Annotated in this window: 16 protein-coding genes and 1 pseudogene; 4 read left to right on the forward strand and 13 right to left on the reverse strand. The window is 63.5% G+C overall.

Annotation, left to right across the window (positions count from 1 at the left end):
- The 3 genes and pseudogenes from cysW to AC244_RS19635 form a co-directional block, all read left to right on the forward strand.
- Positions 1-113, forward strand: a pseudogene (cysW, locus tag AC244_RS36595) (sulfate/thiosulfate ABC transporter permease CysW); the annotation flags it as partial.
- Positions 114-128: 15 nt separating this feature from the next.
- On the forward strand, positions 129-1253 hold the full coding sequence (locus AC244_RS19630; protein WP_053250513.1) for a sulfate/molybdate ABC transporter ATP-binding protein: 1125 nt from the start codon (positions 129-131) through the stop codon (positions 1251-1253).
- A gap of 106 nt (positions 1254-1359) precedes the next feature.
- Positions 1360-2724 carry an FAD-binding oxidoreductase gene (locus tag AC244_RS19635; RefSeq protein WP_053250514.1) on the forward strand — a complete coding sequence of 455 codons (1365 nt, stop codon included), beginning with the start codon at positions 1360-1362 and terminating at the stop codon, positions 2722-2724.
- Positions 2725-2740: 16 nt separating this feature from the next.
- Here AC244_RS19635 and AC244_RS19640 read toward each other — a convergent pair whose 3' ends face one another.
- The 9 genes from AC244_RS19640 to AC244_RS37610 form a co-directional block, all read right to left on the reverse strand.
- Positions 2741-3247, reverse strand: a complete 507-nt coding sequence (locus AC244_RS19640; protein ID WP_053250515.1) for an RES family NAD+ phosphorylase — start codon at positions 3245-3247, stop codon at positions 2741-2743.
- Positions 3247-3618: an MbcA/ParS/Xre antitoxin family protein gene (locus AC244_RS19645; protein ID WP_053250621.1), complete on the reverse strand. Its 372-nt coding sequence runs from the start codon at positions 3616-3618 to the stop codon at positions 3247-3249. The genes AC244_RS19640 and AC244_RS19645 overlap by 1 nt, the downstream gene beginning before the upstream one ends.
- Positions 3619-3679: 61 nt before the next feature.
- Complete coding sequence (locus AC244_RS19650; protein WP_053250516.1) at positions 3680-4477, reverse strand: crotonase/enoyl-CoA hydratase family protein; 798 nt, start codon at positions 4475-4477, stop codon at positions 3680-3682.
- Complete coding sequence (locus AC244_RS19655; RefSeq protein WP_053250517.1) at positions 4474-5343, reverse strand: hydroxymethylglutaryl-CoA lyase; 870 nt, start codon at positions 5341-5343, stop codon at positions 4474-4476. Before AC244_RS19655 ends, AC244_RS19650 begins: the two co-directional genes overlap by 4 nt.
- Entirely contained in the window at positions 5340-7328 is a 1989-nt protein-coding gene (locus AC244_RS19660; RefSeq protein ID WP_053250622.1) for an acetyl/propionyl/methylcrotonyl-CoA carboxylase subunit alpha, read from the reverse strand. The genes AC244_RS19655 and AC244_RS19660 overlap by 4 nt, the downstream gene beginning before the upstream one ends.
- A gap of 16 nt (positions 7329-7344) precedes the next feature.
- The gene (locus AC244_RS19665) at positions 7345-7728 is read right to left on the reverse strand and encodes a RidA family protein (RefSeq protein WP_053250518.1); all 384 of its coding nucleotides are present in this window, start codon (positions 7726-7728) and stop codon (positions 7345-7347) included.
- A 10-nt stretch (positions 7729-7738) separates the two neighbouring features.
- Complete coding sequence (locus AC244_RS19670; protein WP_053250519.1) at positions 7739-9346, reverse strand: carboxyl transferase domain-containing protein; 1608 nt, start codon at positions 9344-9346, stop codon at positions 7739-7741.
- Between the two features lie 53 nt (positions 9347-9399).
- A complete protein-coding gene (locus AC244_RS19675) occupies positions 9400-10563 on the reverse strand; it encodes an isovaleryl-CoA dehydrogenase (protein WP_053250520.1) in 1164 nt (387 codons plus the stop codon).
- Between the two features lie 185 nt (positions 10564-10748).
- A complete protein-coding gene (locus AC244_RS37610; protein ID WP_053250521.1) occupies positions 10749-11015 on the reverse strand; it encodes a hypothetical protein in 267 nt (88 codons plus the stop codon).
- A 361-nt stretch (positions 11016-11376) separates the two neighbouring features.
- Here AC244_RS37610 and AC244_RS37615 point away from each other — a divergent pair, with 361 nt between their 5' ends.
- Positions 11377-11634 carry a hypothetical protein gene (locus AC244_RS37615; RefSeq protein ID WP_053250522.1) on the forward strand — a complete coding sequence of 86 codons (258 nt, stop codon included), beginning with the start codon at positions 11377-11379 and terminating at the stop codon, positions 11632-11634.
- Between the two features lie 114 nt (positions 11635-11748).
- Here AC244_RS37615 and AC244_RS35520 read toward each other — a convergent pair whose 3' ends face one another.
- The 4 genes from AC244_RS35520 to AC244_RS19700 all read right to left on the reverse strand — a co-directional run bounded on the left by AC244_RS35520 (position 11749) and on the right by AC244_RS19700 (position 14760).
- Positions 11749-11895 carry a hypothetical protein gene (locus AC244_RS35520; RefSeq protein ID WP_234716986.1) on the reverse strand — a complete coding sequence of 49 codons (147 nt, stop codon included), beginning with the start codon at positions 11893-11895 and terminating at the stop codon, positions 11749-11751.
- A gap of 78 nt (positions 11896-11973) precedes the next feature.
- Positions 11974-12519 carry a gluconokinase gene (locus AC244_RS19690; RefSeq protein ID WP_053250523.1) on the reverse strand — a complete coding sequence of 182 codons (546 nt, stop codon included), beginning with the start codon at positions 12517-12519 and terminating at the stop codon, positions 11974-11976.
- Between the two features lie 83 nt (positions 12520-12602).
- Positions 12603-13298, reverse strand: a complete 696-nt coding sequence (locus AC244_RS19695) for a class II aldolase/adducin family protein (protein WP_053250524.1) — start codon at positions 13296-13298, stop codon at positions 12603-12605.
- Positions 13264-14760 carry an FGGY family carbohydrate kinase gene (locus AC244_RS19700; RefSeq protein WP_053250525.1) on the reverse strand — a complete coding sequence of 499 codons (1497 nt, stop codon included), beginning with the start codon at positions 14758-14760 and terminating at the stop codon, positions 13264-13266. Before AC244_RS19700 ends, AC244_RS19695 begins: the two co-directional genes overlap by 35 nt.
- Positions 14761-14785 lie beyond the last annotated feature (25 nt).

Genomic DNA, 14785 nt, shown 5'->3' on the forward strand with positions numbered 1-14785 from the left:
CCGCCTTTGCGGTTGCGACGTTGCTGGCGCTGCTGGCGCTGGTCACCCTCGTCTTGAAAACGGCGCTCGAGCTTCGCTACAGCGCCGAGATCGCCGCCAGCCGCAGGCATTGAAAGGTCCGGATCGTTATGGAAGTCCGCGTTCAGAACATACGCAAGGAATTCGGCCGCTTTCCAGCGCTCGACGACGTCTCGCTCGACATCCGCTCGGGCGAGCTGATCGCGCTCTTGGGCCCGTCCGGCTCGGGCAAGACGACGCTGTTGAGGCTGGTCGCCGGTCTCGAAAGCCCGACCGCCGGCACGATCTTCTTCGGCGACGACGATGCCTCGCAAAAGACCGTGCAGCAGCGCAACATCGGCTTCGTCTTCCAGCACTACGCCCTGTTCCGTCACATGACGGTGCTCGACAACGTCGCCTTCGGGCTGAAGGTGCGCCCGGCCAACCGCCGGCCGCCGGCCGCCGACATCCGCAAGCGCGCCCTGGATCTGCTCGATCTCGTCCAGCTCTCCGGGCTGGAGAAGCGCTACCCGGCGCAGCTGTCGGGCGGCCAGCGCCAGCGCGTCGCGCTCGCGCGTGCCATGGCGGTCGAGCCGAACGTGCTTTTGCTCGACGAGCCTTTTGGCGCGCTTGATGCCCAGGTGCGCAAGGAACTCAGGCGCTGGCTGCGCGAGATCCACGACCGCACCGGCCACACCACCATCTTCGTCACCCATGACCAGGAAGAGGCGCTGGAACTGGCCGACCGGGTCGTGGTCATGAGCAAGGGGGCGATCGAACAGGTCGGCACCCCCGACGAGATCTACGACCATCCGGTCTCGCCCTTCGTCTACGGCTTCATCGGCCAGTCGAACGCTTTGTCCGTGACGCTGTCGAACGGCGAGATCTGGTTTGAGGACCGGCCGATCGGCCTGCGCGCCCCGACCGAGCCCGATGGCCCCGCCACCCTCTACTTCCGCCCGCACGACATCGAACTGATCGACGGCTGCGGCGGCTGTCTCGCCGGCCTGGTCACCGCCAGCCGCCGCGTCGCCGGCACCCGCCATCTCGAACTCGACCTCGGCCGCAACCACCCGCATGCCGAAATCGAGCTGCCGCCCGAACGCTCCACAGCCCAGGATCGCGCCAGGGTCGCCTTCCGGCCGACAAAATGGAAACTGTTCAGGGACGAAAAGGCAGGCCCCGAGGTTGCAAGCCCAGACGTCGAGGCCGAGGCACAGGCCCAACCGTTCGAACTGGCGCGCACCGGCACCTGACGGTTTCTCCTCCGTCCGTTCCACACCCTTGCATCGAGCCGTTTCCAGTTTCTGCCGAGATGCGCTACAGCACCTCATGCGGTGGTAGAAGCGGGAGACTTGGCGCATGTCCGTCTTTGAAGATCTGAAACAGGCACTCGGCGATGCCGTACTGATCGGCACGCAGATCGGCGAGCGCTATCGCAGCGACGCCAGCCTCACCGGGCGCTATCTCCCGAAGGCCGTCATCCGCCCTGCGAACACAGAGGAAGTCGCAGCAACCCTTCGCATCTGCAACGCTCATGGCCAGACCGTCGTCGTGCAGGGCGGCCTGACCGGCCTTGCCGGTGGCGCCAACCCGGACGAGGACGCGGTTTCCCTCTCGCTCGAGCGCCTCACTGGCATAGAGGAAATCGATCCGCTGGCCGCAACCATGACCGTCCTTGCCGGCACGCCGCTCGAGGTGGCCCAGCGCGCCGCTGACGACGCAGGCTTCCTGTTGCCGATAGATCTCGGCGCCCGCGGCTCCTGCCAGATCGGCGGCAATCTCGCCACCAATGCCGGCGGCATCCGCGTCATCCGTCATGCCGTCACGCGCGACAATGTGCTGGGGCTCGAAGCCGTGCTTGCCGACGGCACCATCCTCTCGTCACTAAACAAGATGATCAAGAACAACACCGGCTATGATCTGCGCCAGTATTTCATCGGTTCCGAAGGCACGCTCGGCGTCATCACCCGCGCCGTCCTGCGGCTGAAACCGCGACCGTCAGGCCGCCTGACGGCGCTCTGTGCGCTTGATAGCTATGATCAGGTCGTCGCCTTGCTGGCGCGGGCGCAGCGAGGACTGCCCGGCCTCTCCGCTTTCGAGGCCATGTGGGAAGATTATTTTCGCTTCAACTGCGAGGCGGAAGGGCAGCGCTTCTTCGAGACATTCCCCGCCTTTGCGGTGATCCTGGAACAGGATGTCCAGGGCGATGACAACGAGGGCGAGGACTTCGAGAACTTCCTCGGCGCCGCGCTTGAAGACGATCTCATCGCCAATGCTCTGATCGCCCAGTCGGAAAAGGAAAGCCGCCTGTTCTGGCAGGTACGCGAGGGCCACGCGATGGACCGCCTGCTGCCGGCACTGATCAATCTCGACGTCAGCCTGCCGATCGGCGAAATCGGCCGCTTCGCGGCCGAATGCGGCCCCGCACTCGCCGCCCGCTTTCCGCAGGCGCACATCTCCTTTTTCGGTCATGTTGCCGACAGCAATCTGCACATCGCCTTTTCCACGCCCGGAAGCGACGAGAACACACAGCATGCGGTCGACGGCATCGTCTATGACATCGTCCGGCACTATCGCGGCTCGATCTCCGCCGAACATGGTATCGGCACCTTGAAGCGGGAATTCCTTAGCCATTCACGAAGTGCGGCCGAACTTGAGGTGATGCGCCGGATCAAGCACGCGCTCGACCCGAAGGGCACCCTGAACCCCGGCAAGGTCCTTTGATGCAGGCGTATCGGCCTCACAGCCAGGAAGCCGGCGTCTTCGGCAGCCGGCTTTCCGGATCGACCACGGTCAGCTCCGCCCCGCCGGCATTCCAGCGCCAGAGCGCGACGCAACTGCCGCCCGGAGACATGAAGGACGGATAGATCAGGCCATCGTGACCACGGGTGGCCAGCTCCGCCTGCAGACGATGCGTCGCCGGCACGACGCCGCGATCCAAAACGTCGCGCCACTCCTCCCGATGGATATCCTCGGTGATGCCGAGATCCGCAAGTAGGGCCGGGTCCATTGTGTCTGCCAAACGCGCATGCCGCAGTTCAAGCTGGGCGATCAGGGCGGGATGCTGGACAAAGCCTTGATTATATTCGGCCCAGGCCGTCGATAATTCGCGCGCAGCGTAGATCGTCGGCAGGCCCACCGGGTTCCAGCGGCCACCGAAACGCGCGGCACCGTCACCCGAAAGCGGAGCATGGGCCCAACGCGGCACATAGGCGCGCCAAAGGCGCACCGGCTCCACCTCCGACATCAGGCGTAGACACCCGAACGCACGGCCTCGAGATAGGCAAGCACCTTGTCGGCCTTGCCCTCCCCGACAAGGTCATAGGCGGTCTTTCCCGCCCATCCGGGGATCGGCTGGTGCTTGAACCAGATGACCGCCCGGCTCTCGTCGCCTGCCATTTCGGCAGCCATCGCCAGGATCCGCACGACATTGCTGAGTGCTGAATCGACCTTGCGCGCGCTCGATTTCGCCGTCAGCGTGTTGCGTGCGACACCGATCAGCTTGGCCAGTTCGGCGAGTGTCACACCGAGACGATCCGCGACCAGCCGCGCAGACAGAAAGGACGACTGGCTTTCCCCGAAATGCGAGGCAGAGATGTTGAAGCCGACGGCAGACATGGCGAATTCCGATCTCATCTTGATCATCACTCGATCAAAATAGGCTCAAAATCCGCCCAAATCAAGGAAGCGGCGGCTGTCGCCACGAAGGCTCGCGCCGCTCGAAGAAGGCGGCAACGCCTTCGCGCGCCTCGTTGGACTCCCAGCAATCGGCAAGTTGCTCGATCGTGGCGGCGATGGTCGCTTCGGTGATCGGCTGTCCGAGCGAACGGGCAAGCCGTTTCGCCCGTCCGGTCGCGCCGGGCGCCGTCTGGAGATAGGGCTCGACCTCCGCCGCTATTGCCGCATCCAGCCCGTCGGGGGCCGCAATCACCGTCGCCAGCCCGGCATCCCTTGCCTCCTCGGCGCCAAACAGGCGTGCCGACATGAACAAAGGCCGCGCCCGGCCCTCACCGATACGGGCGACCACATAGGGGCTGATGGTCGCCGGAATGAGGCCCAACCGGGTTTCGGTCAGGCCGAACCGCGCATCAGACGACGCGATGACCGCATCGCAGACGCTCATCAAACCAACGCCGCCACCGAAGGCATTGCCGTGCACCCGCGCGATCACCGGTTTTTCGATCTCGTTCAGCGCCTTGAACATCAGCGCCAGCCGCGTCGCCTCGGCGATACGCGTCGGCCGGTCCGCATCGAACTGCTCGCGCATCCAGCCAAGATCGCCACCGGCGCAGAAGCTGCGGCCTTCGGCATCGAGAACCACGACGCGGACCGCCGCATCCGCCGACAACCGCTCCGCCGCCTCAGTCAGTTCGCCGATCATGGTTGCGGAAAGGGCGTTGTGCTTTTGCGGCTGTGCCAGCGTCAGACGGGCGACGCCCTTCGCATCGACGACGTATCGGATCGTTTCGAACATCAGGTAGCACTCCTCAGCGATCGAGCGAAGGCGGCGGCCTCTTCAAGCCTCGCCGCATCCAACCCCGTCGAATATCCGCGCCCGGTGACAAAGGCGTTGACCGCAAGCGTATCGACATTGCCAGCCGCACCCGGCGCATAAGGGCAGCCGCCAAGACCACCAGCCGACGCATCGAAGACGCGCAAGCCGCGCTCGAGCGCGACGTCGATATTGTCGAGCGCCCGCCCGGACGTGTCGTGAAAATGGCCCGCCAATCGTTCGGCCGGCACATCCGCCAGCACGGCTGCCAGCATCGCATCGACAGCCTCCGGCGTACCACGCCCGATCGTATCTCCGAGGCTGACCTCATAACAACCGAGCGCCATCAACGCGGCGGCGACCCGTGCAGCACTGTCCGGCGCGATCGTCCCCTCATAGGGGCACTCGACAACGCAGCTGACATAGCCCCGCAACGGCACTGCGTTTGCGCGGCAGGCCTCTGCGACCGGGCGAAAGCGCTCGATGCTCTCGGCGATCGAACAATTGATGTTCTTCTGCGAAAACGTCTCTGACGCCGAAGCGAAGATCGCCACCTCGTCGGCCTTGGCGGCAAGGGCCGCATCAAATCCCTGCATGTTCGGCGTCAGCACGGCGTAGCGTGTGCCCGGCCGGCGCCGGATTCCGGCCATGACCGCCGATGCATCCGCCATCTGCGGCACCCATTTCGGGCTGACGAAGCTCGTCACCTCGATGCGCTGATAGCCGCAGCCAGACAGCAGATCGACGAGGCGGATCTTGTCGGCGGTATCGACAAGTCGTTTTTCGTTCTGAAGACCGTCGCGCGGCGCCATTTCGACAAGCGTGACATGCTGCGGCGCCGGCACACTCATTCGCCGCTCTCCGGCTTAAGCACGACGAGGATCGCTCCGGCGCTCACCTGTTCGCCTGGCGATACCAGCGTGCTCTCGATGACACCGGCGCGCGACGCCGCCAGCGTCAGCTCCATTTTCATCGCCTCCATCACCACGAGCGGTTGGCCCTTCACCACCGTGTCACCGGCGCGAACATGAATGAGCTTGACGATGCCGGGCATCGGAGCGGCGAGCTCGTCGGCCGCCGTCTCAGCGGCGTGAGCCGCAGCGAGTGCATCGGGAAGGCGCAGAACGAAGGTCTCGCCACTGACGAAAAGCGTGATGGTTTCCTGCTCGCGCAGGAAGCGGAAGGTGCGTTGCTCGCCTGAGATTTCCACTCGGGCGCCATCATCGAACCGATCGAGCACCAACACCGGAAAGGTGCTTTCGCCCGCCCGCACCGCAAACTGATCGCGCCCACGCGCCGCGAGTGTGACGACCGATCGCCCGCCGGCATGTTCGACGGACACGCTTCGATGGGCATCTCCCCAGATCTGCCAATGACCGAGGGACGACCAGAGATCGTTGGATTTTATCGGCTGCAACACGCCGGTGGCAGCGATGGCCGCCAGCGCCAACGCCTCGTCTCCCGGCACCAAAGGTGTCGTTAGTTGATCGATCGCCCGGTCGATAAGACCGGTATCAGGCCGCCCGGCGCGAAACTCCGGCTCGGCGGCAAGCCGAGCGAGAAAATCGAGATTGGTGATCGTGCCGCCGATCCGGCAGGCCTTGAGCGCGCTCTCGAGTCGCGCGAGCGCTGACGAGCGGCTTGACCCATGCACGATCAGCTTGGCAATCAGCGGGTCGTAATAGGGGGCGATGACGTCACCCTGCCGGACGCCGGCATCGACGCGCACGCCGTCGCTTGGAAAGTCCAGGGTCGCGAGCCGCCCGGTCGCCGGCAGAAACCCGCGCGCCGGGTCCTCGGCATAGATCCGGGCCTCGAACGCCCAGCCGTCGATGGCGATTTCGTTCTGTCGCTTGGGCAGGGCCTCGCCGACGGCCGCGCGCAACTGCCACTCGACAAGATCGACGCCGGTGATCGCCTCGGTCACCGGATGCTCGACCTGAAGCCGAGTATTCATTTCCATGAAATAGAACTGGTCCGGCCAGAGCCCGTTGGTAACGTCCGCAATGAATTCGACCGTGCCTGCGCCGACATAGCCGATGGCGCGCGCAGCCTTGACCGCGGCCTCGCCCATAGCGCGGCGAACCTCCGCCGTCATGCCGGGCGCCGGTGCCTCTTCGATCACTTTCTGGTGGCGTCGTTGAAGTGAGCAGTCGCGCTCGAACAGATGCAGGATGTTGCCGTGGCGGTCGCCGAAGACCTGGACTTCGATATGACGCGGCTTGGTCAGATATTTCTCGATCAGCACCGCGCCGTCGCCAAAGGCGGCTTCGGCTTCGCGGCGCGCTGCTTCAAGGGCCGCGGCAAACTCGTGCGGCTGCTCGACCTTGCGCATGCCCTTGCCGCCGCCGCCGGCGCGCGCCTTGATCAGCACCGGAAAACCGACCTCAGCTGCCCGGTCCGCCAGGAAGAATGGCTGCTGTTCGTCGCCGTGATAGCCGGGCACGACGGGCACGCCGGCCCGCTCCATCAGCGCCTTGGCCGCGTCCTTCAATCCCATCGCGCGAATTGCCCCCGGCGACGGACCGACGAAGGTCATGCCCGCCGCTTCGACCGCCTCGGCAAAATTGGCGTTTTCCGACAGGAAGCCGTAGCCTGGGTGAATGGCATCCGCATTGGCCGATCTGGCGGCGGCAACGATCCGTTCGATCGAGAGATAGCTTTCGGATGCTGTCGCCGGGCCGATGCGGATTGCTTCGTCGGCCAGCGTCACATGCAATGCGTCGACGTCGGCGTCGGAATAGACCGCGACGGTGCGGATGCCCAGGCGCCGAGCCGTGCGGATGACGCGGCAGGCGATTTCACCGCGATTGGCAATCAGAAGCTTCGAAAACATCGGCATATGGCCCGCCCTATTGCGCCGCGATCACTTCGACTTCGAGCAACCAGCCGGAATCGAAGATGCCGGCAATCACCACCGTCATCGCCGGAGCAAGCGGGCCGAGATATTCGTTGCGGACCTCGCGGTTGGCCATGGTGTGATGCCGGTCGGCGAGAAAGGTCGTCACCTTGACGATATCGGCCTTGCTCATGCCGGCAGCCCTCAATTGGGCGTCGATGTTCAGCCAAACCTGGCGGGCCTGCGCCTCGAAGCCGTCGGGCAATTCGTCGTCCGAATTGAGCGGCACCTGGCCGCTGACGAAAACCAGCCGCTCGAAGTTCTCGAGCCGCACGGCCTGCGAGTAGCCGCCACGGGGTTGCGGCGCATTCTTGGCGTTGACGTTTTCGCGCTTCATCGCGATCTCCCTACATTCTGAACAGGCCGAAACGCGTATCTTCGATTGGCGCGTTGAGCGCCGCCGACAGTGACAATCCCAGCACGTCACGGCTCTTGCGCGGATCGACGACGCCGTCGTCCCAGAGCCGGGCGGAGGCATAGAGCGGATGGCTCTGGCGCTCGAAGAGGTCGAGAACCGGTTGTCGGAACCTGGCCTCTTCTTCTTCGTTCCAGGGCGTTCCAGCCCGCTTGAGTGCCTCGCCGCGAACCGTCGACAACACGCCTGCCGCCTGTTCGCCACCCATCACCGAAATCCGGCTGTTGGGCCAGGTCCACAGGAACCGCGGCGAGAAGGCCCGGCCGCACATGCCGTAGTTGCCGGCACCGAACGATCCGCCGACGAGCATGGTGATCTTCGGCACCTGCGCTGTCGCCACGGCCGTCACCAGCTTGGCGCCGTGCTTGGCGATGCCTTCGGTTTCATATTTGCGGCCAACCATGAAGCCGGTGATATTCTGCAGGAATACCAGCGGGATCTTGCGCTGAGCGCAAAGCTCGACGAAGTGCGTGCCCTTCAAAGCGGATTCCGAAAACAGCACGCCATTGTTGGCGATGATGCCGACGGGAACGCCGTGCACATGCGCAAAACCACAGACGAGCGTGGTGCCGTAGCGCGCCTTGAACTCATCGAAGCGGGAGCCGTCGACAAGCCGGGCGATGACTTCGCGGATATCGTAGGGGGTGCGCAGGTCAGCCGGCACGATGCCGGCGATCTCCTGCGGATCGTAAAGCGGCGGCTCCGGGCTTTGCAGTTCCACCGAGGTCGGCTTGCGCCGGTTGAGCGCGGCGACCGCACGGCGGGCAAGCGCCAGCGCATGCGCATCATCGCGCGCCATATGATCGGCGACCCCGGAGAGGCGCGTGTGCACGTCCGCCCCACCAAGATCCTCGGCCGAGACCACTTCGCCGGTCGCCGCGCGCACCAGCGGTGGACCGGCCAGGAAGATCGTGCCTTGACCTTCCACGATGATCGTTTCGTCCGACATCGCAGGGACATAGGCCCCGCCGGCCGTGCACGATCCCATCACCACGGCGATCTGCGGAATTCCGGCAGCCGACATGTTGGCCTGGTTGTAGAAGATCCGGCCGAAATGCTCCCGGTCGGGAAAGACCTCGTCCTGGTTCGGCAGGTTGGCACCGCCGGAATCGACCAGATAGATGCACGGCAATTGATTCTCGGCGGCGATCTCCTGCGCCCGCAGATGTTTCTTGACCGTCATCGGATAATAGGTCCCGCCTTTAACGGTCGGGTCGTTGCAGACGATCATGCATTCGCGGCCGGACACCCGGCCGATGCCGGTGATGAGGCCCGCCGCCGGCGCATCGCCATTATACATGCCGTGGGCGGCCGTCGAACCGATTTCGAGGAACGGCGTCGCGGGGTCGATCAGCGAGGCTACCCGGTCGCGCGGCAACAGTTTTCCACGGCTGACATGGCGTTCCCGCGCCGTCTCGCCGCCGCCTCCGGCCGCAAGCTTGACGGCGTCCTCGACGGTTGCGATCGCCTCCGCCATCGCCGCCTGATTGGCCCTGAACACGTCTGATGAGGGCGAGATGTGGGATTTCAGAATAGTCATGAAGTCCTCATTCGATCGAGCCTGATTGCGGCATCAGCCACCCGCTCGGACACCTATCTGGTCTCGGTGAACAGTTCGCGTCCGATCAGCATGCGGCGGATTTCGCTGGTTCCGGCGCCGATCTCATAGAGCTTAGCATCACGCAGCAGCCGGCCGGCCGGGTAGTCGTTGGTGTAACCATTGCCGCCGAGCGCCTGGATTGCCTCCAGCGCCAGCGCTGTTGCCTTCTCCGCCGCATAGAGGATGCAGCCGGCCGCATCCTTGCGCGTGGTCTCGCCGCGGTCGCACGCGCCGGCCACCGCATAGACATAGGCACGCGCAGCATTCGCCGTCACATACATGTCAGCAAGCTTGCCCTGCATGAGCTGGAACTCGCCGATTGCCTGGCCGAACTGCTTGCGCTCGTGGAGATAGGGGACGACGACGTCGAGGCAAGCCGCCATGATGCCAAGCGGCCCGGCGGACAGGACGACACGCTCGTAGTCCAGGCCGGACATCAGCACGCGGGCGCCGCCGCCTTCATTGCCGAGAACGTTTTCCGCCGGCACCTCGCAATCGCGGAAGATCAGCTCGCAGGTGTTGGAGCCACGCATGCCGAGCTTGTCGAGCTTCTGGCCGGTGGAAAAACCGGCGAAACCCTTTTCGACGAGGAAGGCGGTAATCCCGCGCGGGCCAGCACTTGGATCCGTCTTGGCGTAGACGACCAGCACGTCTGCATCCGGTCCGTTGGTGATCCACATCTTGCCGCCATTGAGGACGTAGCGATCGCCGCGTTTCTCGGCCCGAAGCGTCATGGAAACGACGTCGGAGCCCGCACCCGGTTCGGACATGGCGAGCGCGCCGACATGTTCGCCTGAAATCAACTTCGGCAGGTAGCGCGCCTTCTGCGCCTCGTTGCCGTTACGGCTGATCTGGTTGACACAGAGGTTGGAATGGGCGCCGTAACTCAGGCCCACAGAAGCGGATGCGCGGCTGATTTCTTCCATGGCGACGCAATGGGCGAGATAGCCCATTCCCGCACCGCCATAGGCTTCGTCAGCGGTGATGCCGAGCAGGCCGAGATCTCCCATCTCACGCCAGAGCGGCGTCGGGAAAGCGTTGCTGCGATCGGTTTCCGCCGCCAGCGGCGCGATACGTTCGGCCGCAAAGCGGCGCACGCTGTCGCGCAATGCATCAATGTCCTCGCCGAGCGCGAAGCTCAATCCGCCCTGAAACATCTCTCGTCTCCTCCCCTCGACCCGTTCGTGATCTCCTCATCACTGACCGGGTCGTCTGCGCTCCATCCTCTACGCGCAACGCGCCGATTGCAATGATATCAACGCCGCGATGTCGAGCGACGATAACACTGCGTCCCGCTAATTTCCTTCCAAAGAGGAAATCCGGGAAGCACGATCTGCAAAGTTTAGGAGCATTTGGCGATGCATCCACTGCGCGAACCCGTTTCAGCCGATGAGGCTGGCAGCATCTCCACCGTCACTATGGATTCGTCGGCAGAGCGCGCTAATTGCGCGGCCATATCTCTTGCTAGACACCGACGTCGGCCAAGCCACGCTGCGCCGCGATTGCCGATGGCAAGGACCGCCTCAAAGATACGCCGGGCTTCGGTGTAGCGCTTGAGATTGAGATAGGCGTTGATTGGCACAGTGGTGGCCCGCGAAAACGCATCCATTAACGATCACCAGCATGCTCAATCCGGCGCATCCTTCATCGTCAGACGGATTTCAAATCAACGGCCACGAACCTGTCGGTATGCTGAAAAAGGCGACATAAACAAGACTGCCTCCGCATAACTATCGCAGATCCCAAGCAATACATGGTCGAAATTCGAGAAAATCTCTGAGGGAATTCTTTTGCGGAATAGGTAATAATAGAAATCAGCAGCCATTATGCAATCCAGGATGATTTCCCATAGCCAGCCGTTTACTTATCACAATCCGAAGCGCAAGATATAAAACCTTTCTGCGTTCAAACTCTTTGACGAATCTCATCTGCGACAGGCGAGCGTCCCAAGATTTACGCTGGAAATAGATTTGATCCGTCTGATCGAATTCTTGAACGAGCCAATGCCTCTGCTGCGGGTTCCTTTGAGGCCTTTTCGTCATCGCAACGTGCAGCCGGCAGCGTCCGGCTACCGTCGCAAGCAGAGTGAAAAATTGGAGCTCGTCATGAAAAGCTTACTTCCCGCCCGTTTTCACGCTTACGATTTCAGCCCCATGTTCGTGGTTGCCGGGTTTACCCTCGCAATTGCGATCATCGTCTACGGTTCATTTTTTGGCCGCATCCTCTAGCAAGGCGCACCAACGGCGCTCCGGCTCGAACTGCTCCTGCGTCCTATAAACGTATCGGCCACAAGGCGCCGGGCGCCATGGCCGCTTCGCCGATAGCGCAAGCCGCAGGTCGGCTTATGCGATCTGCGCCTGCAGCCAGGTCCTGAACAGCAAGGCGTGCGGCGCTTCGGGATTCAACGCCGATTGAATGAGGCCATACTCGGACCCATCGGGCGTGAAGCCCATCGGTGCGACCAGCCGCTCGTTGCGGATGTCGTCCATTGCGATGACCCTCGGGCACATCGCTACCCCGACATTCGCTTTAAGGCTATGGAAACATTGGTGAAATTTTCAACCGCATCAGCGTGCCAAGCCGTCGAGCGCGGCCAGCGTTGCCTTAATCACGTCGGTGGCGGATTGATCGACATCGACGACAACCGTCAAAGGCTCGCCGATCGGCTCTTCAAGCGTCGCCAACTGCGTGTCGAGCAGCGAGGCCGGCATGAAATGCCCTTCGCGGTGCTGCATTCGGCCTGCGAGAACGTCGCGGCTGCCATGGAGATAGACGAAGGCCAGATCCCCACCCGCACTGTCGCGCAACAAAGCGCGATAGCTCCGCTTCAGTGCCGAACACGAAACGACGAGCGGCTCAGTGCTCGAGGAAAGCTGCCGGCCGATTTCCCGGAGCCAGGGCCATCTGTCCTCATCCGTGAGCGGGATGCCGGCGGACATCTTCGCGATGTTGGCCTCCGGATGCAGGGCATCGCCTTCGATGAAGCGATAACCGCAAGCCGCAGCAACCGCCTCGCCGACAGAGGTCTTGCCGCTGCCGGAAACGCCCATGACGACGATCGAGCCAGGGAATTTCGGCACATGGCCAAGGGGTGACCTGTCGGGGCTCGCCATGGAACGCTCGTCTCTCCGGTGCCTGATTGCGACTGACGTCGCTGATAGCGCCGCATCGGCAACGAGACAAGACGGGTCCAACGCTAGCTTGCGACCTTCGGACGGGCGATATCGTTGACGCCCTCGTCGTCCGGGGCCTGGCCATAGCTCATCCGGCGCATCTGGGCGATCACCCGCTCCATCTCGTCGTCGGGCAGGACCGGAGGCTCGCCGAGCGTCAAAGCCTGGACATACATGCGCGAGAGGGTCTCGATTTCGATCGCCATCCACAGCGCCGATTCCAGTGTCTTGCCGAGCGAGATCTGACCATGCTGTCCGAGAAGGCAGGCGGTGCGGTCCTTGAGTGCCACGAGCGCGTTGTTGGAAAGTGCCTGGGTTCCGAAGGTCGCATATTCGGCGCAGCGGATCGTCGTTCCACCGGCAATGCCGGTCATATAGTGGAAGCTGGGGATCGTCTTGTGGTGGCAGGCAAGCGTGGTCGCATAGATGGAGTGGCAATGAAGAACCACGTTGATATCCGTGCGCTCGCGCAGGATGTCGCGGTGGAACCGCCATTCCGATGACGGACGAGGGCCGGTGTAGTTGCCCTCAAAATCCATCTCGACCAGATCTTCCGGCTGCATCGTGTCGTAGGCGAGCGACGATGGCGTGACGAGGAAGCCATCGCCGATCCGCACCGAAAGGTTGCCGGCTGTCCCCTGGTTGATACCGCTCGAATTCATCCTGCGGCAGATATCTACCATCTCATGGCGAAGAGTGAGAATGTCGGGCTGGCTCATCGGACTTTCCTTTCGAAGTGTCAGTGAAAACAGGTTCGGCTTGCCGACGCGCAGTCGCGCGCCATCGGGCGGCGTAGTCGGAAATTGCCGCGGTCAGCGGTGCGATATCGGCAACCTCGGCCAGGGAAAGCGGCGCCGGCCCTGTCCGTGTGCGTTGTCCGGCGAGCAGGGCCGCACCGGACGCGACGCCATAGGCGTCGAGATTGAACCGCACCTGCCGCTCTGGCAGCAGCGCGGCGACGAGGCGGGCATAGAGCGGATCGCGCAGGAAGCTGCCGTCCAGCACAACCGATGGCCCTGCCCCCAAAGCCTCGACGCATTCGGCGGTCAAGAGCGCGCAATAAAGCAGCGCCAGTGCCTTGCGCTCCATCGCAGTCTCGGGCTTCGGCTCGGTGATATGCCCATGTCCGGCACTGCCGGGAAACAGGCCATTGTCGTCGCCGAAGGAAGGCAGCGCCATGGTTCTGCCGCCGATCAACCGCCGGACGATCTGTTCGGGCACAGGCCCGTCCGGCGGCTCCTGACCCGCCACGTATGAGAATTCGCGTCCGCCCATGGTCAATACGCCGCCGAGCGGATTGCCGAAAACGTCGCTGTTCAGGGTCATGCCCCTGTCTTCGTCGAGCCGGTCGAGCGCCGTCTGCCCGGAGAAGCCGACAATCCAGGTGCCGGTGGAAATGACGATGAAATCGCTCAGTCCGGCAGCGTGATAACGGTAATGATTCAAACTGCTGTCGTGAGCGCCGACAAGGACGCGAAATTCTTCCGGCAGAGCATAACGCCGTGCCAAAGCGGCGCGCACCGGCCCGAGGTCCTGCCAGGCATCGGCAAAGGGCGGCATCAACCTGCGCCAGCCACGCGCCTCGACGATCGGCGCGAAGTGCCGTTCCGCCACGTTCCAGAGATGCGACTGCGCGCCGAGCAGGCTCGTCTCCGCGGTCGCCACGCCGGAGAGCCGCCAGGCCCAGTATTGCGGCAGGCCGAGATACCAGCGTGCCCGTGAAAAGGCTTCCGGTTCGCGCTCCTGCATCCAGTAGAGTTGCCGGGCCTGATGGGTCGCTGCGTGCATCGTCGCGCTGCCGCGATCGAAGAACGAGCCGGATAGCGGGATATAACCGGCATTGACCGCCTCCGGCAGGGGCTGTTCGTAGTCGATCATCGGCAGGGCCGTACCGTCACCGCTTTCCGGGTCGTCACCGACGAGGACACCTCCGGAACCATGTCCGGAGGCAACGAAGGCCGAAAGCGGGTGACGCCGGGCAAGTTGTCCCAGGCCGGAAAAAACCCACTCGCCGATCGCGCCGAGATCATGATGGCGCCAAGGCGGCCCCGGCAACACGGGGTTGGGGATGCTGAGCGTTTCAAGCACGACACCATCTGCCGTCACGGCATTGAGCTTGACGTTGGTCTTGCCGACGTCGAGCACCGCGATCGTGCCCTGCTCATTGCGTGATGCTGGCATGATGCAGCGCCTCCCGTCACTTTCC

The organism is Ensifer adhaerens, from assembly GCF_001270265.1.
Lineage (GTDB): Bacteria > Pseudomonadota > Alphaproteobacteria > Rhizobiales > Rhizobiaceae > Ensifer > Ensifer adhaerens_B.

Bases quoted from the DNA above. Each gene is read 5' to 3' on its own strand.
- AC244_RS19630 (WP_053250513.1), top strand. From the start codon at position 129: ATGGAAGTCCGCGTTCAGAACATACGCAAGGAATTCGGCCGCTTTCCA.
- AC244_RS19635 (WP_053250514.1), top strand. From the start codon at position 1,360: ATGTCCGTCTTTGAAGATCTGAAACAGGCACTCGGCGATGCCGTACTG.
- AC244_RS19640 (WP_053250515.1), bottom strand. From the start codon at position 3,247: ATGTCGGAGGTGGAGCCGGTGCGCCTTTGGCGCGCCTATGTGCCGCGT.
- AC244_RS19645 (WP_053250621.1), bottom strand. From the start codon at position 3,618: ATGTCTGCCGTCGGCTTCAACATCTCTGCCTCGCATTTCGGGGAAAGC.
- AC244_RS19655 (WP_053250517.1), bottom strand. From the start codon at position 5,343: ATGAGTGTGCCGGCGCCGCAGCATGTCACGCTTGTCGAAATGGCGCCG.
- AC244_RS19660 (WP_053250622.1), bottom strand. From the start codon at position 7,328: ATGTTTTCGAAGCTTCTGATTGCCAATCGCGGTGAAATCGCCTGCCGC.
- AC244_RS19665 (WP_053250518.1), bottom strand. From the start codon at position 7,728: ATGAAGCGCGAAAACGTCAACGCCAAGAATGCGCCGCAACCCCGTGGC.
- AC244_RS19670 (WP_053250519.1), bottom strand. From the start codon at position 9,346: ATGACTATTCTGAAATCCCACATCTCGCCCTCATCAGACGTGTTCAGG.
- AC244_RS19675 (WP_053250520.1), bottom strand. From the start codon at position 10,563: ATGTTTCAGGGCGGATTGAGCTTCGCGCTCGGCGAGGACATTGATGCA.
- AC244_RS37610 (WP_053250521.1), bottom strand. From the start codon at position 11,015: ATGGATGCGTTTTCGCGGGCCACCACTGTGCCAATCAACGCCTATCTC.
- AC244_RS35520 (WP_234716986.1), bottom strand. From the start codon at position 11,895: ATGGACGACATCCGCAACGAGCGGCTGGTCGCACCGATGGGCTTCACG.
- AC244_RS19690 (WP_053250523.1), bottom strand. From the start codon at position 12,519: ATGGCGAGCCCCGACAGGTCACCCCTTGGCCATGTGCCGAAATTCCCT.
- AC244_RS19695 (WP_053250524.1), bottom strand. From the start codon at position 13,298: ATGAGCCAGCCCGACATTCTCACTCTTCGCCATGAGATGGTAGATATC.
- AC244_RS19700 (WP_053250525.1), bottom strand. From the start codon at position 14,760: ATGCCAGCATCACGCAATGAGCAGGGCACGATCGCGGTGCTCGACGTC.